The following is an 18,757-nucleotide window of genomic DNA, read 5'->3' as shown; positions in this document are numbered from 1 at the left end:
GGGTAACTGGCACGTTAGAAGCGGTAAGAAATACCCGCAGTTGTTTGGAAATCGTCGAAATCGTATGTAGTTGCTTTAACGCGAACGCTAAAACCGTTTTCTAACGCGTATTCATAACCGAGATCTGTTTTGAACGCTTCGCTTGAACCAAAATCCGTGTTGATTTGAGCAAGGCCAGCACCAAGGAAAAGAAGATGGTCATTGTTTGTGCCAAATGTGCGACCAGCTGTCAGTGTTGTTGACCAAAGGAAGTCAACGCCATTTAGATCAACGCCCGTGAATGTACCTTCAATACCAACTACAACGTTGTTGTTGAATTGCTTGCGGTAACCGGCTTCTGCACCATAAATGAATGCATCTGCTGCGCCGAAGTCTGCATAACCAGCTTCAACACCAGCGAATGCACCATCGAATTTCTTCGTATCGTCAGCAACAGCTACTGAAGAAAGAAATGCTGCAGAAGCGATTGCAATAATTGTATTTTTCATAATTTAACTCCTAACACAAAGTTTTAAATAGGAGCCGGTATGTATGGATTGACCTGGTAAATCACAAGAATTGTGCTGAGCATATTTTAGGGTGTTGAGGTAACGAAAATATAAATGTTGTATATGAGCAACAGTTAAAATGTGGCCTAATTGTGACTATTTAGAAAAGGTTAAAAACTAGGTTTATGAAACGCGATGTAAAGAGAAAAGTATTTCATGATATTCTTAAATATGGATAGCCTGGAACTATTAATAAACTATAGTTCCAGGCACAGTCTTTTTACCTATTGATGTGCAGATGCGAACACGCGCACACTGGATGTAGACCGAGCAATTGCACGATCCTGAATTTGGAATACTACAGGTACGATCACGGACATTTCTTTGTGATTGTCAGGAAGAGAAGGAAGAGATTTTACAGCAATCACAGACTGAAGTGCTTCTTTATCAAGTACTTTATGACCTGAAGATTGAAAGACTTCGGCTCCTTTTACTGAGCCATCTTTGTCAAACTTAACTCGGATTTTAACAGTGCCTTCAATATTGCGGTTTAACGCATTGTTTGGATATTGATTGGCATTGGCAAGTTTGCTGCGAAACGCATCTTGCCAATTCTTTGTTGTTTCAGATGAGATTGCAGGAAGAGCGGCAGACATTGTAATTACTGTGGCGAATACAGTGTTTTTCAAAATAGACATGGTGGGCTCCAGACTGTGCTGTGGGGTTGTTGTCTGGAAACTTTTATAAGGTGTGATCGTTGCGAAATGATCACACCTTTATGAAACAAAAATGGATGGTGTTAAGCTGGGTTGCAGTCAGCGCATAGCATGCTGTTTTAATGTACTTACATCCAAGAGGAGTTATTGCTTTCCACTTCGTACAAAATGCGATCTCGCCATGACTTGGCATCCTGCAGGGGCATGAAAGGTATTTGAAGCGATGTACCAGCCATTTTAATGACCAGATTAGCTAACCCTTTTTTCCGCTGTGCAGGGGATTGAGTAAGCTGTACCGTTTGTACCTTGAAGAAAGGGAATACCGTCAGCTTTTGCCCAAAGAATCCGGAGCGTATAATGCCGTGGATGCCGTCCGAGGCGTAACCAAACTTGGAACGCCTTAACATCACGAAGGGCATTGCCAACACCGGAAACAGCAAGATAAGCATGAACCAAGGGCTAAAGACTATAGAAAGGCTTGTAGCAGGTAGGACGGTAATAGGAGCAAAAACCCACGCCAGCATCTTTCTGGTATACATTCGGTCAATCGGTTTCAGCGTAGCCTTTTCCCAGTGGAAGTCGGGATAAAGAAGCTTGGAAAAATCTACCGCAAAGCTTTTCGTAACACTAGGAATCAGAAAACGTGGGGCTCCCGTCATGTCATTCTCGCCGCCTTCCTGACCCAGTTTGGCGAAGCCAACCTGTTTTGGGTAAAGGTGAAAGCGAGATAAAAGCCGAGCTGCCCACGGTTGATCAATTTGCAGGCATTGAATTTTGCTTTCCAGCAGGCTTTTCTCTTGTCGTTCGAATAAACCTTTCGTGCGGTGAAAGCGCCCATGATGGCGAGTAAGGTGATAGTTATAGTTTGAAACCACAGCGCCAATTGCTGAGAGCATCAATAAGATAAAAGCAATGAAAAATAGAACGCTGATGAAAAAAGCGGTGAGAGCAGCGCCGCTCGTGCCGATAAGAGAGACAATTAAATTTTCGGTTTCTTGTGCGAAAGTATATTCGTCCCAATCTACCTGTGCCAATGAACCACCAATGATACCCGCGAATACCCAAATATTATTGTTGGAAAGGCCATAACGCACCAGCTCCGAAGCTGGTTGTTTAATAATGGTCTGTGCATCATCAGAGTCTGGTGCCGCAGTTAAAGTATCTTCAGCTACGGTACCTGTTTCCGAATGAACTTTGCTTTTTACCTTTAAAACGTTTTTGCGTATTTCCTCGGCCAATGAACGAGGGATGCCACCTAATCCTACCTCTTCGGAAGATGATCCTGCGCTTTCAATGGAAAGCACCACTAAACCAAAAGGCCTAAAATAGATGGGTTCTTTGAATGCCACATTTTGAATACGGTCAAATGTGAGAGTTAGTCGTTTACGTTTAAACACCCCCCGCTGAATAAGGAAGGTGTCATTTGCAATACGAAAACGGAACTTCAAATAGCTGAGTACGGCGCCTGCTAACAGAAAGACAACGGCGCCTGCAGCGATAAAGCCAATAATTAGCCAGCGATTTTCACCGGCGGTAAAAATAACGGCAGCTAAAGGCGCTAAACTTTGCACCCCTTGCTTCACAAAAGCAGAAATGAACTTTACAATATAATAAATAACGGCGTACGGCGACAGGCGCTGCCATTTGCCGGCATCAAGCTTTGTGGTTACCACAGTATCAGTTGGCATCTTTAGCCTCTGCCTCGCTTACACCAGCTTTTTCCATTACAAAGGCACGTAACTTACTCGACCGTTCAAATTCAAGTGCAGGGATTTTCATGTCGGACATGGCACCGCCAGCAGTGAAAAACTTCAGTGTGGTTAATTTGAATATACGTTCGAGTGGACCACTTTCAATTTCCACATGTTGGATGCGGTTATAAGGGAGAGATACGGTTTTTTTCCAGATCAAACCCGAACGATAATGAATATCTTTTTCCCGCATGCTGAAGCCCCGAGATTTAGCCACCATTGGTGCCCAAATAAATGGTGATAATGTCAGCAATAACCAGAGCACATAGAACCACCACTGAGTGAGCAACCAGCCATCGGCGACGAACCAATTTATCACTGCTGGTATAATCGCCAGAATGGTGAAGAAGATAGAAGATTCAATAATTAACGTGCGGGCATAGGTTGATGCCAGTGGTGCAAAATCAAGTTCTTCTACGGGCGGTACGGTGTTTTCAAGTACCACATTATTTTCAAAAACAGTATCTGACATATGTATTCCCCCTACATATGGTTGGCTAGAACGCGCCTGTTGGCTGCGCGGTTAATTTTCTAACCATATTTTCCTCGCTTGTCTCAAGTAATGTTAAATGGGTATAAGGCTCGAGTTATACAAGTATGTGAAGGAAGTATGCCTCATGGCACCACCGATTTTGAGTTTGCGTAATATTGATCTCCATTGGGGGGCTGATCCTGTGCTGGATAAGCTAGAAATGCATATCGGTGAAACTGACAGGCTGTGCCTTGTTGGTCGAAATGGTGCGGGTAAATCAACGCTGATGAAGTTGATCGCAGGCATTATTCAGGCGGACGATGGTGAGCGTTGGGTACAACCAGGTAGCCGTATCGCTTATCTGCCGCAGGAACCTGATGCCAGTGGTTATGATAACCTTTATGCCTATATCGCTGGTGGGCTTGATCCTGAGCAGGATCATGAAACATACCGTGTGGATGTACTGGTGGAGGATCTCAATATCAAGGCCGATGCAAGCCCATCAAGCGCTTCTGGTGGTGAACTGCGCCGTGCTGCACTTGCTCGTACGCTAGTAAGTGAACCTGATCTGCTACTGCTTGATGAGCCCACCAACCATATGGATGTCGGTACTATCGAGTGGCTTGAAGGATACCTTAAGGCATGGCGTGGGGCGATTATGCTTATTAGCCACGACCGAGCATTCCTGAATAACCTGACGAGCGCAACTCTATGGCTTGATCGCGGTAAAGTCCGGCGGATGGATGATAAGTTTGAAAAGTTTGAAGGCTGGCAGGAAAAAGTTTTCGAAGAAGAAGCGGAAAACCTTAAGAAACTGAATAAGCTTATCAAAGAGGAAACACGCTGGTCTGTAGAAGGGATCAGTGCACGTCGTACTCGTAACCAAGGGCGTCTTCGACGCCTTTATGATCTCCGTGATCAGCGCAAGAATATGATTAAGGCAGAAGGCAGTGTTACCATTACCATGGCTGGTGGTGAGCAGTCTGGCAAGCGTGTGATCGAAGCCAAAGACATCTCCAAAAAGTTTGGTGACCGTTCCCTGTTTGAAGATTTTACCGTACGTATTAATCGTGGTGACCGGGTGGGCATTATTGGGCCGAACGGGGTTGGTAAATCCACGCTACTAAAAATTTTGATGGGCGAGTTAGAGCCTGATACTGGAACGGTTAAACTGGGGACTAATCTGGAAACTAGAATTATCGACCAGAAACGTGCTGACCTTAAAGAAGATATGACCATTATGGATGTGCTCACAGGTGGCCGTGGTGAGTGGATCAAAATTGGCGAGGAAGATCGTCATGTAATGACCTACTTGAAAGAGTTTCTGTTTGATCCGAGTGTTGCCAAAATGCCGGTATCTGCTCTTTCTGGCGGAGAACGAAACCGACTGTTAATTGCGCTCAATTTCGCGAAGCAATCAAACCTGTTGGTGCTTGATGAGCCAACAAATGATTTGGATATGGATACCCTTGATCTGCTACAGGAAGTGTTGGCGGATTATAAAGGAACCATTATCCTTGTATCGCACGACCGAGATTTTCTTGACCGCGTGGTAACTAGCTCCATTGTGCTTGAGGGTGATGGAAGCATCACAGAATATGCAGGTGGATATACTGATTATAAAGCCCAGAAGGCGCTAACTGAGAAGCCAAAGGAAGAACCTCAAAAACTGAAGTCAAATGTGGTTTCTATCAAGGCAGCGCCAAAGAAAAAGGCCACAAAACTGTCGTATAAAGATCAAAGAGAATTGGATAACTTACCTGCGGAAGTGGAAAGCATGTCTTTCCAAATTGCCGAAATGGAAGCACAGCTCGCGGACCCCAATCTCTATGCGAAAGACCCGGCAAAATTCAGCCAGATCAGCAAGGAACTAGAAGCGAAACGAGAACTGCTTGATGAAAAAGAAATGCGCTGGCTTGAGCTTGAAGAACTGAAGGATAGCCTGAATAATTAAAGACAGGATTATATGGCGAAGCTGTTTGTTGATTTATGGTGGTTTGGTCTCAAGCAGGCATGGGCATGTATGTTTGGTGGGCTCTTGTTGTTTGGCATATTGCTGAGCCATTTTTTCTGGCCAGATGATGCTTTGCTTCCACGCTATGATTTTCTCTTTATTTATGCAGTCGTTATTCAGGCCAGTTTTCTGCTCTTGAAGTTGGAAACATGGGAAGAAGCCAAGGTTATCCTTATTTTTCACATCGTTGGTACGGTGATGGAACTGTTTAAAACCCATGTGGGTTCATGGAGCTATCCGGAAGAAAATTATATCCGGCTCTATGGTGTGCCGCTTTTTTCAGGCTTTATGTATTCAGCGGTGGGAAGTTTTTTGGCCCGCGTCTGGCGCGAGTTCGATTTTCGCTATAAGAATTACCCTCCTTTCTGGCAGACGCTGGTGGTGGGCATGGGGATATATGTCAATTTTTTCAGTCATCATTATGTCTGGGACTTTAGGCATATATTGATGCTGTCAGTAGTGCTGATGTTTCGCAGTACGTGGATTTATTTTTCTGTACGGGCAACACGGTATCGGATGCCAGTACTGCTCGCTATTTTCCTTGGGGCATTTTTTATCTGGTTTGCTGAAAATATTGCAACCTATAGCAATATATGGCTTTACCCAAACCAGATAGATGGGTGGCAACTGGTGCCAGTTAGCAAATTTGGTTCCTGGTTTTTATTGATGATTATCAGTGGCGTCTTGCTAACTACTATTCAAAAGCCTATGGAAGAAAATTGTAACGGTTAGTTTTGAGTATGTTTAATTCGGTCTTAAGGGGGAATTATGACTGAAAAATATACGTTTGAGCAAAATGTTATTGTTGAGTTATTTGCGAGTTTTGGAATTATGGTTCTCGCGCTGGCAGCCTTGATTGGTGCTTCGATCATGCTTGATTTTGGCATTCTGCTATACGTGTTGATCCCAGTGAGTGTTATCGCATTTCTGATGTGCCTGGTTTTTCCAATGTATCATGCTGTGAACCTTACAGGCAGCCTTCCTGGTGTTGATAAACACAGCAAGAAAGATGAGCTGGTAAAGCGGCATAAAATTCGCCACCCAAAGCTGCACCTTGTTGTTTTTCTGAATGTGATAGCACTTGCTGTTGGTGGGTATTTCCTCGTTGAGGGGTATTCCATCTATTATGTATCAATCATGTTTGTGCCTCTAGTTGCAGCTTACTGGCTGGCTAACAGTACGGTAGAGCTTGATGTGCCTAATGAACTGATAGAAATTATTCGAAAATCGGAAGTTGCCAGCGATTAATTTGGTGCCAGCTTTCTGATCGGCTGGCCTTTTGGGTGAACTCGAAAAACAATAAGCTCAGTGGGTTCTTCTTTTGTAATGGCGGTATGAATCATTTTTGCAGGTATGCGAGCGTGCATGCCTGCTTTCAGTAAAACATCCTCTTGATCATCAATCCTCAGAATTGTGCTGCCAGAAAGCACATAGAGATATTCCTCGGTAGGATGGTAATGACGTGCTGCTTCTGAGTTTGCAGCAACTGTTACTCTCGCCATTAAAACTTCATGGTTATCAATCCCAGTGATCGCTGACTTTAAGAGAGGTTCGGCAGAAATTGCTGGCTTTTTTTCTTCTGCGAAAGAGTGAATACTTGCGCACAGCGCGAGTGAGGTGAGTAAAATTTTTCTCATAACAATGTTCCGCTCGAATAATTTACTTGCTGAAGTGAAACCATAACATCCTGTCGCAAGTTTAACCTAATTTAGATGTACTTATTTATTTTTGGCCTCTCTGTTGCTTGGTATTTGATGCCGGGCAATTGATTGGGGACGAATATGCCTATTGAACAGATATCACCTACTTCATCCTATTTGTTGGTAAGTGGCGAGAGGAAGGAAACTTCAGGTAAAGAAGGGTTTCTTTCCATGTTACGCCAGTTTAATGCCGAAAACCTGCAAGGTTATGCGAAAGGAAAAGGTGGAACCACAGGTTCGCCAAACCTTTCGGTTAATTGGTGGCCGGAGAGATTTGAAACGGGAACTGAATATTCAGCAAAAAAGCTTGGCTTAAGTGTGGACGAGATGAAGGCAAAATTCGCCAATATCATTGAACGTGCGGAAGCAGAAGGAGGGTTCTCTGACCCTAAAACATTTCTGAAGTCGCTCTCATCTGAAGACAGGGATTTTCTGCGTATCGTTCAAGGGCACGCTGATCCTGTAAGTGATAAAGCCCTTGAAGCGTTTACAGAAGAAGCTGCCCTAAATTTCTTTCTTCCCCCCGGTGTGCAAGGAGATTGGGATGGTGATGGCCTATATCAAATTGGTCGAGCTGATACTTTTAGATTTCCGAGTAACCACACGCCTCAGCATGTAAAGGATGCCTGGGAAGATTTGACAAAAGATATGTCAAATGGGGAAAAGATGCTCGCTGAAGGGCGTTTTCTCATCAGTGTTCTTTCTGTAAATATTGATAGCGGGAAAACTCAGGTCAATTGGCCAGGTGATGAAGGGTGGAATAATCCTTACAGCAACCCAGCTTACGATTACCGAGAGCATGCGCTTGGTCGGCTTGAATGGAACGAGCATATTAAGGGACAGTTACCAGAGGGCCAATATCAGCGAGATAAAGAGTTTTGGACTAACTTTATTGAAGCCCTTGACCGACATCAGCCATCAGAACAGCTCGCTTAGCTATTCTTTTCTGGAAAGATCAAAGCTTTGAAATTAAGGTTGCTTTCCAAAAGGTGATCTTAATTTTTGGAAGGATAGTTCCCATTATTGATCTTGATATTCGTGCGGTAAATAGCCCTGAGCCATACTGGGATTTGCTTCTGCTCGCAGATCCATCACGTTCTATGATTGAAGAGTATTTAGCAGACGGGAAACTCTTCGCTGCGGCATGGGAGGAAACTGTAGTAGGCGTCTTTGTTATTGTACCGCTCGGTGAGAATGACTGGGAACTTAAAAACATTGCTGTTTCAGAAGAATGGCAGGGCAAAGGTGTAGGGAAAGCACTGATTGAAGGTGCCATCGAAGCCGTGAAATCCGAAGGCGGTACATATCTTGAGGTGGGAACCGGGAATTCAAGCATTGATCAAATTGCTTTTTACCAGAAAGCTGGTTTCCGTATGCAGCGCATAGCCAAGAATTTCTTCACACTGAATTACCCGGATATTATTATAGAAAACGGGATTGAGTGCAGAGATATGATCGTTTTTGGTATGGATTTGTAGGAGGGCAGTAATGCTTGCATTGATTACAGGAATGGCGATGTTAACTGCTGCCGAAATAGATCAGGCAGAGCAAAAGTGTTTACCACCGATGCCGGTACCGCACGCTAATAATGCGGTAGCAGCTGGAGTGATGCACAGTAAAATCCATTTGTTCTCTTTTGCTGGGCTAAAATCTGGCAAAACTTGGCAAGATACCTCTACAGAAGCATATATGTTTGTAGAAGGCCGCAAGGGCTGGGAGCGCTTGCCGGATTTACCTGTTGAAGAGGGGCGTCTCGCTGCTACTGCTGAGCTCGTGAATGAGCGTATCTACTATTTTGGCGGTTATACGGTCGCCGAAGATGGTAGTGAAAAGTCCACGCCTGAGAATTTTGAATATAATCCCTATGACCGTACATATACCCGTATTCCAGATATGCCGGTGCCAACAGATGATGCGGTAAGCTTCGTTTATCAGAACCGTTATATATACTTAGTTTCTGGTTGGCACGACGTGGGCAATATCCGTGATGTGCAAGTGTATGACACACTGGATAAGCGCTGGTTCAAAGCAACGGATTATCCGGGTACGCCAGTGTTCGGGCATGCGGGCGGTATTGTTGGAAATCAGTTCGTGATTGCGGATGGTGTCGCCGTTGTTGGCAAGGATGAAAACGGGCGTCGCAAATTTGATACTGTGAATGAAGGTTGGATGGGAACCATTGATCCTGCTAATCCAGCAAAAATTACATATAGGCGCCTGCCGCAACTTCCAGGCCGAGGGCATTACCGCATGGCTGGAGAAGGCGATGTAGAAGGTAACCGTATCTTGTTCGCTGGTGGTACACCCACAGCCTATAATTATTCAGGTATTGGATATGACGGCACGCCTGCTACTCCGAAAGCACATGTATTTGCTTGGGATTTTAACGAGGGTAATTGGGTGGCGCTTGAAGATAAAGTTACACCAACTATGGATCACCGTGGTCTAGTTCGCTGGCAAGATGACTGGCTTACCATTGGCGGTCTTTATAAAGGTCAGCGTGTTTCTGGTGCAGTTTCCATGATGTCAGGCTGTAAGTAATCTTCCTGATTTTGCTCCAATACCTGAGGCGAAATACTTTTAAGGAAGCCGATAAGTCTTAATCGGTCTTCTTCTTTGGTTAAAGCCCTGAAGGCTGCGTGACTACCTTGGCGCAGCCCTTTAAACTCTACGAAGAAAGCGTTGAGAGTGTTGTCGTTCCAAATATCATCCCAAGCTAGAAGTTGTTCGCTATATTGGAAGTTCGGGAAGGAGGCGATTTTCCTCCCGTATATGCCATATAGATTGGGCGCAATCTTGGCGGGTACGTTAGGTTGATAGCTATGGCAAACTTTACATGGCCTGAAGAGTTCTACCTCAGATAAAGCTTCTGGGTTTTCCAGATCAGAAATCTCTTCTCCTGCGAGCCATGCGATAAGAACCTCCCGGTCACGAGGGTTTCTGAAACCACGAAAATGCATTTTCGTACCTGGCTGTGCTTTACTAGGGCGAGTGAGGAATACATTCAGTTTCTCCGCTGTCCATACACCTTCTTCGGATAACAGACGCTCGCTATAGTCAAACCCCTTAATACTTGCGATATCTCGGCCGATTATACCTTCCAGAGAAGGGGCGGTTGCATATTGTCGAGGATCATTTGATTCATGACAGTTCAGGCAGTGTCTGTATAGTTTTTCAGCTTTATCGGAACTATTCACCGCGCCGGATAACAGGCTAAGTGTTATGATAAACGCTACCCAACGTGATTTCACTGGCATACCTCACTATGCTAGCTCGACTCCCAATATCTGGGTAATGGAGTATAGGTGAGGTTTCTTTGACTTATCTCAATTTTAGGTGGGATTAAAGACCGACATCCCAGCAATCTTTCACAGTCACATTCTGTATCCACCGGCCTTCCCAGCGGGCTTTCTTTTCCTCTGGTGGCAGGTTTTTGGGGCTAGCGGGTTCAGTGGCCGGGAATTTTTTAAGGTCCAGCATAGTGCGTTTGTTGAGCGCACCAATTCTGTGGTCACCCATATCGCAGGTAACAGCCGGCACAACGCCACAACGCTGGCATAGCCAGAAGCGTGCACTTTCACTACCTTGGGAGAACAGGTTAATAGCCGCTTCGTTTTGTACTTCAATTTCAAGGTTAGCTTCTGGTGTTGAAATCCATTCAGCACCGTGGATTGTGCAAAAATCACAATCACATGCGCGTGGGATCATTTCAGATGCTGGTGTTTCTGTTTCCAGCTTTACGGTAATGTTACCGCAGTAACAGCCACCAATCATCGTTGCCATAAGGTACTTCCTAACCTGTTTTTTATGGAAATCAGCTTAATCAGGCTTTCATGAATGCTCAAGGCTAATATTTGCCCTGTTCAAGCGCGGAAAAAATGGTAATAAAGGGCCAACTGCCGCCGCCTTCTGCTGTGCGGCGCAAGAAATTCTACAGAATTTAGGTACAGAGGATAACCATGGCTGGCCATTCCAAATTTAAAAACATCATGCACCGCAAGGGCGCTCAGGATAAAAAGCGTTCAAAAGTTTTCTCCAAGCTGAGCCGTGAAATCACAGTGGCTGCCAAAATGGGTGGCCCTGAAATGGATAGTAATCCCCGTCTTCGTCTTGCTGTTGCAACAGCACGCGGACAGTCTATGCCAAAAGATAACATTGAGCGCGCTATTCAAAAAGCTGCTGGTGGCGATGCTGAGAACTACGAAGAAATGCGTTATGAAGGTTACGGACCAGGCGGTGTTGGTGTTATCGTTGAAACACTAACAGATAACCGTAACCGTACAGCATCAGATGTTCGTACAATCTTTGGTAAAGCTGGTGGTAATCTTGGTGAAAGTGGTTCTGTTGGTTTTATGTTTGATCGTGTTGGGGAAATTAACTTCCCGGCAGATGCCGCTGAAGCGGATGACATGTTTGAAGCCGCGCTTGAAGCTGGCGCGGATGAAGTCGAATCAGATGATGATGGTCACGCGATCTATACAGAAGCATCAGATCTTCATGCAGTAGTAGCCGCTCTTACCGAAGCTCTTGGCAAAGAGCCAGAAGGCGCGAAGCTTATCTGGAAACCAAAAGAGCCAATGACACTGGATAAGGACGGTGCAGAGAAGCTAATGCGCCTGATTGATAACCTAGAAGATAATGATGATGTTCAGGTTGTGTTCGGTAACTATGATATTCCAGCTGAGGTTCTTGAAGAACTCGCAGGTTAATCACTTGAAATAAGCTCTGGGGAGGAGCGCTAAATTCATGCGTCTTTTAGGGCTTGATCCAGGCTTGCAAAAAACAGGGTGGGGTATTGTGGAAAGCCGCGGTACCCGCCTCACGCACATCGCGAACGGTGTGGTGAAATCTTCTCCAAAAAAATCCCTCGCAGAACGACTTGTGGAACTTCATGACGGTATCACAGAAGTGATTACTGAGTGGCAACCAGCAAGCTGCGCGGTGGAAGAAACCTTTGTTAATAAAAACCCGACCAGTACGCTGAAGCTGGGCCAAGCTCGTGGTATCGCACTTCTCGTGCCTTCCATGGCTGGTATTAGCGTGGCCGAATATACACCAAACCACGTAAAAAAATCTGTTGTGGGTGTTGGGCATGCCGCTAAAGAGCAGGTGGATGCCATGGTACAGGTTCTTTTGCCCGGGATAACCATTAATGGCCCTGATGCGGCCGATGCTTTGGCAGTTGCAATCTGCCATGCGCATCATATGGTAAGTATGCAGAATATGGGAGTATTGGGTCGGTGATCGCGAAATTAAAAGGCTTTGTTGATAGCGCTGGTGAAGATTGGGCCATCATTGATGTAAACGGCGTTGGCTATTTGGTGCACGCAAGTACGCGTACCCTGAATGAAATGCCGCGCGCTGGCGAAGCTTGCGGCCTGCATATTGAAACAGTGGTACGGGAAGATGCCATTACGCTCTTTGGCTTCGTTGATGTTGCCGAGCGCGATATGTTCCGACTTCTCACAAGCGTGCAAGGGGTTGGCGCTAAGGTAGGCCTCGCTATTCTTTCTGCTCTTCAACCAAATGAGCTTCAGAATGCGATTGCCGCACAGGATAAAACTGCTGTTGCACGTGCCAAAGGTGTTGGCCCCAAGGTAGCAACGCGTATCGTGACAGAGCTGAAAGATAAAGTTACAGGTCTCGTGTTCCAGAAACCGGGCGTTCAAATGCCTGCAGGCAGTACGCCAGCAGCCCCCGCAAATGCTGGTGCGCTTGAAGATGCTGTGTCAGCGCTTGTTAATCTTGGCTACAAACCAACGGATGCTCACGGTGCCGTTGCACGTGTTATAAATGAACTTGGCGAAGATGCTGATGTTGGAACGCTTGTGCCTGCGGCCCTTAAAGAATTGAGTAGCATTCTATGACCGACGAACAGGATAGAATAGTAAGCGGTGCAGAGAGCGGCGGAGATGTTATTGATGCTGGTCTTCGCCCACAAGCACTTGATGATTTTATTGGTCAGAAAGAAGCGCGAGAAAACCTTTCTGTATTTATTGAGGCGGCCCGTGCACGTGGTGAAGCCATGGATCATGTGCTGTTCTTTGGCCCTCCTGGTCTTGGTAAAACCACACTGGCTCAAATTGTTGCTCGCGAACTCGGTGTAAATTTCCGTGCCACGTCAGGACCTGTGATTTCAAAAGCAGGTGACTTGGCGGCACTTCTTACTAATATGCAGGAACGTGACGTTCTATTTATTGATGAGATCCACCGATTAAACCCTGCTGTTGAAGAGGTGCTCTATCCCGCGATGGAGGATTTCCAGCTTGACCTGATTATTGGTGAGGGCCCTGCTGCTCGTTCCGTGAAAATCGATCTGCCGCGTTTCACTCTTGTGGGTGCTACAACGCGTTCTGGTCTTATAACCAAACCGCTCCGGGACCGTTTCGGCATTCCAACACGGCTTGAATTCTATAAAGTTGAAGAGCTGACTGAAGTGGTAACACGCGGTGCAAGGCTTCTTGATTTGAAGATGACAAAAGACGGTGCGCGTGAGGTAGCCGCACGTTCTCGTGGTACGCCGCGTATTGCCGGGCGTTTATTACGTCGAGTGCGCGACTTCGCCCTTGTTGCGGAAAGAGAAGAGGTGGATGCTGTTGCTGCAGATGCGGCTCTTACCCGCCTTCAAGTGGACAATATCGGCCTTGATACAATGGACCGAAGATATCTTTCTTGTATCGGCGAGACATATATGGGCGGACCGGTTGGTGTTGAAACACTGGCTGCAGCGCTCTCGGAACCTCGAGATGCAATTGAAGATATTATTGAACCTTATTTGATGCAGATTGGCCTCGTGCAGCGTACACCGCGTGGCCGTATGCTCTCGCCTGATGGCTGGCGTCATATGGGGTTAACACCGCCTCCGACAAAAGAAGGCGGCAGCCAGTTTGATCTGCTTGGAGGAAAGTGATGAGTGATGCGGTAGTGCCAGCAGAAGGCATGTGGAAAGAAGGTGTTTTTCACTTCCCAATCAGAGTTTACTACGAAGATACTGATGTTGGCGGCATGGCTTATCATGGTCGTTACGTGAGTTTTTTTGAGCGAGTGCGTTCAGAAAGTATTCGCGGTACGAAGGCTGATGTTGATTTCCTTTTTGGTATTCCTGATGAAGAAGGTGGTCCTCTTACGTATGTGGTGAGCAACCTCAATATAAGCTACAAATCTCAATCAAAATTAAATGATCTGCTTATTGGTCATAGTATGGTCACAAAAGTACGCGCTGCTGCTATTGAAGTGAAGCAGTGGATCAAACGTGGTGACGAAGTGATTGCGGAAGCAGAAGTACTTGTTGCTGTTATTGGAGAAGATGGGCGCCCCAAACGCTGGCACCCGGAAGCACGTGCTTGCTGGAAAGATTGGTATGATGCAGCAAAAGCTGCTGGACATGTTTAAAGAGATTAGTTTGCACCAACCTGGTGTAGGGAGAGTATGATGCAGAATGAAGCCGTCGAAGCGGTTCAACTGGGTGGTAATGCACCAGATTTTTCCATTATCGGTATGTTTCTTCAGGCCGATTTTATCGTTCAGACTGTGATGATCTTGCTTGTTACATCAAGTATTTGGGGATGGTCGATCATTTTCAATACCTGGAAGCGTGTAAAAGAAGCTCGTGCGAAAGCAGATAGTTTTGAAGAAACTTTCTGGTCGGGCAGTAGCCTTGATGAGCTATATGCACGCATGAAAGCTGCACCAACACATCCGCTTGCAGCGGTGTTTGTAGCAGCGATGCGCGAATGGCAGCGCAGCTTAAGCGCGCCTCACAGTGGTGTGGATAAAATTACGGTGCAGGACCGAATTTCAAAGGTAATGCATGTTACTACTGGTCGTGAGATGGACCGCCTTGAAGGCCAGGTTGGTTACCTGGCAACCATTGGCTCTGCTGCACCATTCGTAGGCCTTTTTGGTACGGTTTGGGGTATTATGAACAGCTTTACAGCGATTGCGCAGGCTTCCGATACCTCGCTCGCAACGGTGGCCCCCGGTATTGCTGAAGCGCTTTTGGCGACTGCTCTTGGTCTTGTGGCTGCGATCCCTTCTGTTATTGCATACAATAAGCTCTCTACAGACCTTGGCCGTTATGCAAGCCGTGTTGAAGGTTTCTCGGATGAGTTTGCTGCAATCCTCTCGCGTCAGCTAGACGAAAGAGGGCACTAGAATGGGCGCGACTGTTACAGGCGGCGGAGGCCGCAATGGTGGAGGCAGGAGAGGGCGTTATCGGCCCCTTGCTGAGATTAACGTAACACCGTTTGTGGATGTTATGCTTGTTCTGCTGATTGTTTTCATGGTGGCGGCACCGCTCCTTACTGCTGGTGTTCAAGTCGACCTGCCGAAGGCGCAAGCCAAGCCGCTGCCACAAGATAATAAACCTCTTGAAATTACCATTAATCATGAAGGTGCCATATTTCTTGTCGAGACTGAAATCGGCCTGAATGAGCTGGTTCCTCGTCTTACTGCGATTGCTGGTAATAACAAGGAAACGCGCATTTATGTGCGTGGAGATACCAAGCTTGATTACGGGCAGGTAATGCAGGTTATCGGTGCTATTAATGCTGGCGGCTTTACCCGAGTGGCATTGGTGGCAGAACAGAACTAGGGTTTCGAGGCAGAAAGCGTGAAATCAAACACTTCAACAGGATTGGCTTTTGGCTGGGTTGTCTCAGTTCTGCTGCATGTAGGTGTTGTGGCTTTTGCCTTTGTGGGTTTGCCGTATCTTACCCGGCCTACACCCGCGCCTCCACCACCTGTTGCTATCGAATTTGTTAAAATTGCTGCCAAAACGCAGCAGGTAATCCCTGAACAGGAAAAGCAGCAGGAACAAGAACAAGAGCAGGAACGTAGCAAGTTTGCTGCGTCTGCAGTGCAGGAAGCAGATTTGGCAGATGCTGTGCCACTGCCAGAAAAGCAAACCCCTAAAGTTGTTCCAAAGCCTAAGCCGAAACCAAAACCTCAGCTTTCTGAAGCCAGAAAACTTGCCAGTGCTATTCGCCCGAGGTCTAAGCCTAAGCCACCGTCAAGGCTTAAGGTTTCTCAACTTCAGCGCGCGCTACTTGATAAAGCCGCCAAAGAGCAGAATGAAGTAACGAAGAAATCTGATAAGCCGAAGGAAGAGAAGAAAAAGGCGGATGAGCCTAAGAAAAAGCCTAGTGCTTTAGCGGGCCTTGCAGGGCGTCTTGCAACAGCTTCTATCCGTGATGCGCTTAGCCAAAAGTTGGCGGGTTGCTGGAACTTTCCAACAGGTGCTAAAAATGCTGAAACATTTCAGGTGAAGGTGCGTATTTCACTTCGTGAAGATGGAAATCTGCGTCGTCAACCCGAGATTGTTCAATCGGGCGATATGAGCCAAGGTTTTTACCGCGTGTTTGTTGAAAGCGCTCGCCGTGCTGTGCTTAACTGTGCACCATATTCGGATGTTGCCAAGTCACTGTTCGATTTGGGCGAAAACACAATTGATTTTAATTTTGATGGCGCTGAGTTCGCCGGGGGATAACAAGTATCATGCCACTTGCTGCCGTTCGTAAGATTATCGGTTTATTCGTGATTGCCGTGCTCGGTACTGTCGCGGCACATGCCCAGTTGCAAGTTGATGTAACCGGCGCCACTCGCGATCCTGTGCCGATTGCAGTACCCGACTTCGCTCCGGTAACTGATGTTGAAACGCCAGCTGGTCGTTTATCAGAAATTGGTGCAAGTATTAGCGAGGTTATTACGAACAATCTTGTATCTACTGGCCTATTCAGGGCTGTACCTGAAAGTGCTTTCATTGAAAGAATTACTGCGGCGCGAGAGCTTCCCAGTTTTGCATCTTGGCGCCCGCTTGCAGTTCAAGGTTTGGTAACTGGGCGTATCGAAATCCTTCCAAATGGTAATCTTCGTGTCGAATTCCGTCTTTGGGATGTTGTGGCCGAACTTCAAATGGAGGGTGTTGGTTATAATACACCTGTCTCTAATTGGCGCCGGATTGCACATGTGATTTCTGACCGTATATATACGCGCCTTACTGGAGAAGACGGTTATTTTGATACGCGTATTGTTTATATCGCTGAACAAGGTGGTGCTACTGAGCGTAAAAAGCGTTTGGCTATCATGGACCAAGATGGTGCAAACCAACAGCTTCTTACTGATGGTAGTTATCTGGTTCTTACACCGCGTTTTAGCCCGAACCGTCAGGAAATTACGTTCCTGAGTTACTATAATGATAACCCACGGGTTTATCTGTTTAACATTCTCTCAAATCGGTTCGAGGTGCTGGGTGATTTTCCTGGAATGACATTTGCACCTCGCTTTTCACCGGATGGCAATAAGGTGATTATGACCCTTGCGCGGAACGGTAATTCAGACATTTATGTGATGGATTTACGTACCCGTAAAGTAACACGTCTTACAGATAATCCTGGCATTGATACATCGCCTTCGTATTCGCCGGATGGTCGCAAAATCGTATTTAACTCTGACCGTGGTGGTAGCCAGCAGCTTTATGTAATGGATGCTGATGGTTCTAATGTGCACCGTATCTCGTTCGGTAACGGTCGTTATTCTACACCTGTGTGGTCGCCGCGTGGTGATTTGATCGCGTTCACAAAAATTGGCCAGCGTAAGTTTCGTATTGGCGTGATGCGCCCGGACGGTAATGCTGAGCGGTTGTTGACAGATGCATACCAGGATGAAGGACCGACTTGGTCGCCAAATGGCCGTGTGTTGATGTTCTTCCGTACAACACCGTTTGACGGTACTCCAGAAGGCGGTAAACCGAGCTTGTGGTCGGTAGACCTTACCGGGCATAATGAGCGCAGGGTAAACACACCTTACGATTCTAGCGACCCTGCATGGTCTCCACCACTGCCAGTAACACAGCGTGGTAGATAAAGGAAACGGCGCCTTGAGCGCCGTTTTTTATTGCAAATGTTTTTGAAGAATATTGAAGCGCTCTTTTGCTATTTTGGTGTTTTCATCATTTAACCGTTTGATGATTGTTTTATCTGTTCCTTTGGCACACGCAAGAGCCAGATGTGATTTACGCCAAAGGTAGCTTAATTGAGGCTCTTCATAGCCCAGAGACTTAGTGGTGGGTTTGATTTCAATAACACCCGTTAGCAGAAAATCAGCTCTGCCGTGGTAAAGCATGGCGATGGCGCCTTCATCTGAATTCGAAGTGATGATCTTGGCATCACTATTGTTGCGGAGCATTTCTATACTGGCGGTGCCGTCTGTCCCCGTTACTGTATAATTCTTTAAATCTTGAAGGGATTTAATATTGTATGTGGTTCCGGGTTTTGAAAAGAAGCCCCAACCACCTTCAACGAGTGGGCCTACCCATTCAAAACGGTTTAATCGGGCTGGTGTTTTATTTACCGAAAACATGCAAACATTCGGGTTTTCTTCCGCGAGCCTTAAGCCGCGTTTTCTTGGAAGAACCATCAGGCTGTAACTAACATTTGCGTTTTTCATGAGAAGCTGAATCATCTCGACAGACGCACCAACTAACTCACCTGTTTCTTTATCTGTATAACTGTACGGATGATTTTCTTCTGTTACTAGCTGAAGAGTAGGGTGAATGTTGTCAGTTAATAACATTAGTCCAGCTGAGATTAAGGAAACAAAAGACATACTCACCCCTAT

23 protein-coding genes are annotated in these 18,757 nt (G+C 46.2%); 15 read left to right on the top strand and 8 right to left on the bottom strand.

The features are described from left to right. Positions 1 to 14: 14 nt before the first annotated feature. The 4 genes from KFE96_RS15020 to KFE96_RS15005 form a co-directional block, all read right to left on the bottom strand. Complete coding sequence (locus KFE96_RS15020; RefSeq protein ID WP_255833366.1) at positions 15 to 488, bottom strand: outer membrane protein; 474 nt, start codon at positions 486 to 488, stop codon at positions 15 to 17. Between the two features lie 284 nt (positions 489 to 772). Then, entirely contained in the window at positions 773 to 1,186 is a 414-nt protein-coding gene (locus KFE96_RS15015; RefSeq protein ID WP_255833365.1) for an energy transducer TonB, read from the bottom strand. Between the two features lie 146 nt (positions 1,187 to 1,332). Further along, the gene (locus KFE96_RS15010) at positions 1,333 to 2,877 is read right to left on the bottom strand and encodes a PH domain-containing protein (protein ID WP_255833364.1); all 1,545 of its coding nucleotides are present in this window, start codon (positions 2,875 to 2,877) and stop codon (positions 1,333 to 1,335) included. Positions 2,878 to 2,881: 4 nt separating this feature from the next. Next, on the bottom strand, positions 2,882 to 3,427 hold the full coding sequence (locus tag KFE96_RS15005) for a PH domain-containing protein (protein ID WP_255833363.1): 546 nt from the start codon (positions 3,425 to 3,427) through the stop codon (positions 2,882 to 2,884). 145 nt (positions 3,428 to 3,572) lie between these two features. Between KFE96_RS15005 and KFE96_RS15000 the strand changes: the two genes are divergently transcribed. The 3 genes from KFE96_RS15000 to KFE96_RS14990 are packed head-to-tail and all read left to right on the top strand — an operon-like array spanning position 3,573 to position 6,689. After that, on the top strand, positions 3,573 to 5,381 hold the full coding sequence (locus KFE96_RS15000; RefSeq protein WP_255833362.1) for an ATP-binding cassette domain-containing protein: 1,809 nt from the start codon (positions 3,573 to 3,575) through the stop codon (positions 5,379 to 5,381). A 12-nt stretch (positions 5,382 to 5,393) separates the two neighbouring features. Next, a complete protein-coding gene (locus KFE96_RS14995; protein ID WP_255833361.1) occupies positions 5,394 to 6,173 on the top strand; it encodes a DUF817 domain-containing protein in 780 nt (259 codons plus the stop codon). 36 nt (positions 6,174 to 6,209) lie between these two features. Next, positions 6,210 to 6,689 carry a hypothetical protein gene (locus KFE96_RS14990; protein ID WP_255833360.1) on the top strand — a complete coding sequence of 160 codons (480 nt, stop codon included), beginning with the start codon at positions 6,210 to 6,212 and terminating at the stop codon, positions 6,687 to 6,689. Here the strand turns inward: KFE96_RS14990 and KFE96_RS14985 are convergent. Next, positions 6,686 to 7,078 (bottom strand): cupin domain-containing protein, encoded by a 393-nt coding sequence (locus KFE96_RS14985; protein ID WP_255833359.1) that lies wholly within the window; start codon positions 7,076 to 7,078, stop codon positions 6,686 to 6,688. The two genes, KFE96_RS14990 and KFE96_RS14985, sit on opposite strands and share 4 nt — an antisense overlap. Positions 7,079 to 7,222: 144 nt before the next feature. Here KFE96_RS14985 and KFE96_RS14980 point away from each other — a divergent pair, with 144 nt between their 5' ends. Genes KFE96_RS14980 through KFE96_RS14970 form a run of 3 tightly spaced genes read left to right on the top strand, consistent with a single transcriptional unit; the run spans position 7,223 to position 9,682 of the window. Then, positions 7,223 to 8,077, top strand: coding sequence for a hypothetical protein (locus tag KFE96_RS14980; protein WP_255833358.1), 855 nt, complete (start codon positions 7,223 to 7,225; stop codon positions 8,075 to 8,077). Positions 8,078 to 8,130: 53 nt separating this feature from the next. Then, the gene (locus KFE96_RS14975; protein WP_255833357.1) at positions 8,131 to 8,619 is read left to right on the top strand and encodes an N-acetyltransferase; all 489 of its coding nucleotides are present in this window, start codon (positions 8,131 to 8,133) and stop codon (positions 8,617 to 8,619) included. Positions 8,620 to 8,629: 10 nt separating this feature from the next. Then, positions 8,630 to 9,682 carry a hypothetical protein gene (locus tag KFE96_RS14970; RefSeq protein WP_255833356.1) on the top strand — a complete coding sequence of 351 codons (1,053 nt, stop codon included), beginning with the start codon at positions 8,630 to 8,632 and terminating at the stop codon, positions 9,680 to 9,682. On the opposite strand, the gene KFE96_RS14965 is transcribed toward KFE96_RS14970, so the two are convergent. After that, the gene (locus tag KFE96_RS14965) at positions 9,637 to 10,392 is read right to left on the bottom strand and encodes a cytochrome c family protein (RefSeq protein WP_255833355.1); all 756 of its coding nucleotides are present in this window, start codon (positions 10,390 to 10,392) and stop codon (positions 9,637 to 9,639) included. The two genes, KFE96_RS14970 and KFE96_RS14965, sit on opposite strands and share 46 nt — an antisense overlap. A gap of 91 nt (positions 10,393 to 10,483) precedes the next feature. Next, the gene (locus tag KFE96_RS14960; RefSeq protein ID WP_255833354.1) at positions 10,484 to 10,924 is read right to left on the bottom strand and encodes a hypothetical protein; all 441 of its coding nucleotides are present in this window, start codon (positions 10,922 to 10,924) and stop codon (positions 10,484 to 10,486) included. 176 nt (positions 10,925 to 11,100) lie between these two features. Here KFE96_RS14960 and KFE96_RS14955 point away from each other — a divergent pair, with 176 nt between their 5' ends. The 9 genes from KFE96_RS14955 to tolB are packed head-to-tail and all read left to right on the top strand — an operon-like array spanning position 11,101 to position 18,004. Next, the gene (locus KFE96_RS14955; protein WP_247016494.1) at positions 11,101 to 11,850 is read left to right on the top strand and encodes a YebC/PmpR family DNA-binding transcriptional regulator; all 750 of its coding nucleotides are present in this window, start codon (positions 11,101 to 11,103) and stop codon (positions 11,848 to 11,850) included. 37 nt (positions 11,851 to 11,887) lie between these two features. Beyond that, a complete protein-coding gene (gene ruvC, locus KFE96_RS14950; protein WP_255833353.1) occupies positions 11,888 to 12,385 on the top strand; it encodes a crossover junction endodeoxyribonuclease RuvC in 498 nt (165 codons plus the stop codon). After that, entirely contained in the window at positions 12,382 to 13,008 is a 627-nt protein-coding gene (gene ruvA / locus KFE96_RS14945) for a Holliday junction branch migration protein RuvA (RefSeq protein WP_255833352.1), read from the top strand. Before ruvC ends, ruvA begins: the two co-directional genes overlap by 4 nt. Further along, positions 13,005 to 14,051 (top strand): Holliday junction branch migration DNA helicase RuvB, encoded by a 1,047-nt coding sequence (gene ruvB, locus KFE96_RS14940; RefSeq protein ID WP_255833351.1) that lies wholly within the window; start codon positions 13,005 to 13,007, stop codon positions 14,049 to 14,051. Before ruvA ends, ruvB begins: the two co-directional genes overlap by 4 nt. Beyond that, entirely contained in the window at positions 14,051 to 14,533 is a 483-nt protein-coding gene (locus tag KFE96_RS14935; protein ID WP_370650520.1) for a hotdog domain-containing protein, read from the top strand. Before ruvB ends, KFE96_RS14935 begins: the two co-directional genes overlap by 1 nt. A 39-nt stretch (positions 14,534 to 14,572) precedes the next feature. Then, on the top strand, positions 14,573 to 15,295 hold the full coding sequence (gene tolQ / locus KFE96_RS14930; RefSeq protein WP_247016486.1) for a protein TolQ: 723 nt from the start codon (positions 14,573 to 14,575) through the stop codon (positions 15,293 to 15,295). A 1-nt stretch (position 15,296) separates the two neighbouring features. Then, complete coding sequence (gene tolR / locus KFE96_RS14925) at positions 15,297 to 15,734, top strand: protein TolR (RefSeq protein ID WP_255833349.1); 438 nt, start codon at positions 15,297 to 15,299, stop codon at positions 15,732 to 15,734. 18 nt (positions 15,735 to 15,752) lie between these two features. Then, positions 15,753 to 16,628: a hypothetical protein gene (locus KFE96_RS14920; RefSeq protein WP_255833348.1), complete on the top strand. Its 876-nt coding sequence runs from the start codon at positions 15,753 to 15,755 to the stop codon at positions 16,626 to 16,628. An 8-nt stretch (positions 16,629 to 16,636) separates the two neighbouring features. Further along, positions 16,637 to 18,004: a Tol-Pal system beta propeller repeat protein TolB gene (gene tolB / locus KFE96_RS14915; RefSeq protein WP_255833347.1), complete on the top strand. Its 1,368-nt coding sequence runs from the start codon at positions 16,637 to 16,639 to the stop codon at positions 18,002 to 18,004. Positions 18,005 to 18,031: 27 nt separating this feature from the next. Here the strand turns inward: tolB and KFE96_RS14910 are convergent, their stop codons facing one another. Beyond that, on the bottom strand, positions 18,032 to 18,745 hold the full coding sequence (locus tag KFE96_RS14910) for an ABC transporter substrate-binding protein (protein ID WP_255833346.1): 714 nt from the start codon (positions 18,743 to 18,745) through the stop codon (positions 18,032 to 18,034). Between the last annotated feature and the right edge of the window lie 12 nt (positions 18,746 to 18,757).

The sequence above is a fragment of the Kordiimonas sp. SCSIO 12603 genome (assembly GCF_024398035.1).
GTDB lineage: Bacteria > Pseudomonadota > Alphaproteobacteria > Sphingomonadales > Kordiimonadaceae > Kordiimonas.
The sequence above is the reverse complement of the archived record's forward strand: the minus strand, read 5'-3'. Positions and strand labels throughout refer to the sequence as shown.

Coding starts and splice junctions, on each gene's coding strand:
- KFE96_RS15020 (WP_255833366.1), bottom strand. CDS start 488: ATGAAAAATACAATTATTGCAATCGCTTCTGCAGCATTTCTTTCTTCA.
- KFE96_RS15015 (WP_255833365.1), bottom strand. CDS start 1,186: ATGTCTATTTTGAAAAACACTGTATTCGCCACAGTAATTACAATGTCT.
- KFE96_RS15005 (WP_255833363.1), bottom strand. CDS start 3,427: ATGTCAGATACTGTTTTTGAAAATAATGTGGTACTTGAAAACACCGTA.
- KFE96_RS15000 (WP_255833362.1), top strand. CDS start 3,573: ATGGCACCACCGATTTTGAGTTTGCGTAATATTGATCTCCATTGGGGG.
- KFE96_RS14995 (WP_255833361.1), top strand. CDS start 5,394: ATGGCGAAGCTGTTTGTTGATTTATGGTGGTTTGGTCTCAAGCAGGCA.
- KFE96_RS14990 (WP_255833360.1), top strand. CDS start 6,210: ATGACTGAAAAATATACGTTTGAGCAAAATGTTATTGTTGAGTTATTT.
- KFE96_RS14985 (WP_255833359.1), bottom strand. CDS start 7,078: ATGAGAAAAATTTTACTCACCTCACTCGCGCTGTGCGCAAGTATTCAC.
- KFE96_RS14980 (WP_255833358.1), top strand. CDS start 7,223: ATGCCTATTGAACAGATATCACCTACTTCATCCTATTTGTTGGTAAGT.
- KFE96_RS14970 (WP_255833356.1), top strand. CDS start 8,630: ATGCTTGCATTGATTACAGGAATGGCGATGTTAACTGCTGCCGAAATA.
- KFE96_RS14960 (WP_255833354.1), bottom strand. CDS start 10,924: ATGGCAACGATGATTGGTGGCTGTTACTGCGGTAACATTACCGTAAAG.
- KFE96_RS14955 (WP_247016494.1), top strand. CDS start 11,101: ATGGCTGGCCATTCCAAATTTAAAAACATCATGCACCGCAAGGGCGCT.
- ruvC (WP_255833353.1), top strand. CDS start 11,888: ATGCGTCTTTTAGGGCTTGATCCAGGCTTGCAAAAAACAGGGTGGGGT.
- ruvB (WP_255833351.1), top strand. CDS start 13,005: ATGACCGACGAACAGGATAGAATAGTAAGCGGTGCAGAGAGCGGCGGA.
- KFE96_RS14935 (WP_370650520.1), top strand. CDS start 14,051: ATGAGTGATGCGGTAGTGCCAGCAGAAGGCATGTGGAAAGAAGGTGTT.
- tolQ (WP_247016486.1), top strand. CDS start 14,573: ATGCAGAATGAAGCCGTCGAAGCGGTTCAACTGGGTGGTAATGCACCA.
- tolR (WP_255833349.1), top strand. CDS start 15,297: ATGGGCGCGACTGTTACAGGCGGCGGAGGCCGCAATGGTGGAGGCAGG.
- tolB (WP_255833347.1), top strand. CDS start 16,637: ATGCCACTTGCTGCCGTTCGTAAGATTATCGGTTTATTCGTGATTGCC.
- KFE96_RS14910 (WP_255833346.1), bottom strand. CDS start 18,745: ATGTCTTTTGTTTCCTTAATCTCAGCTGGACTAATGTTATTAACTGAC.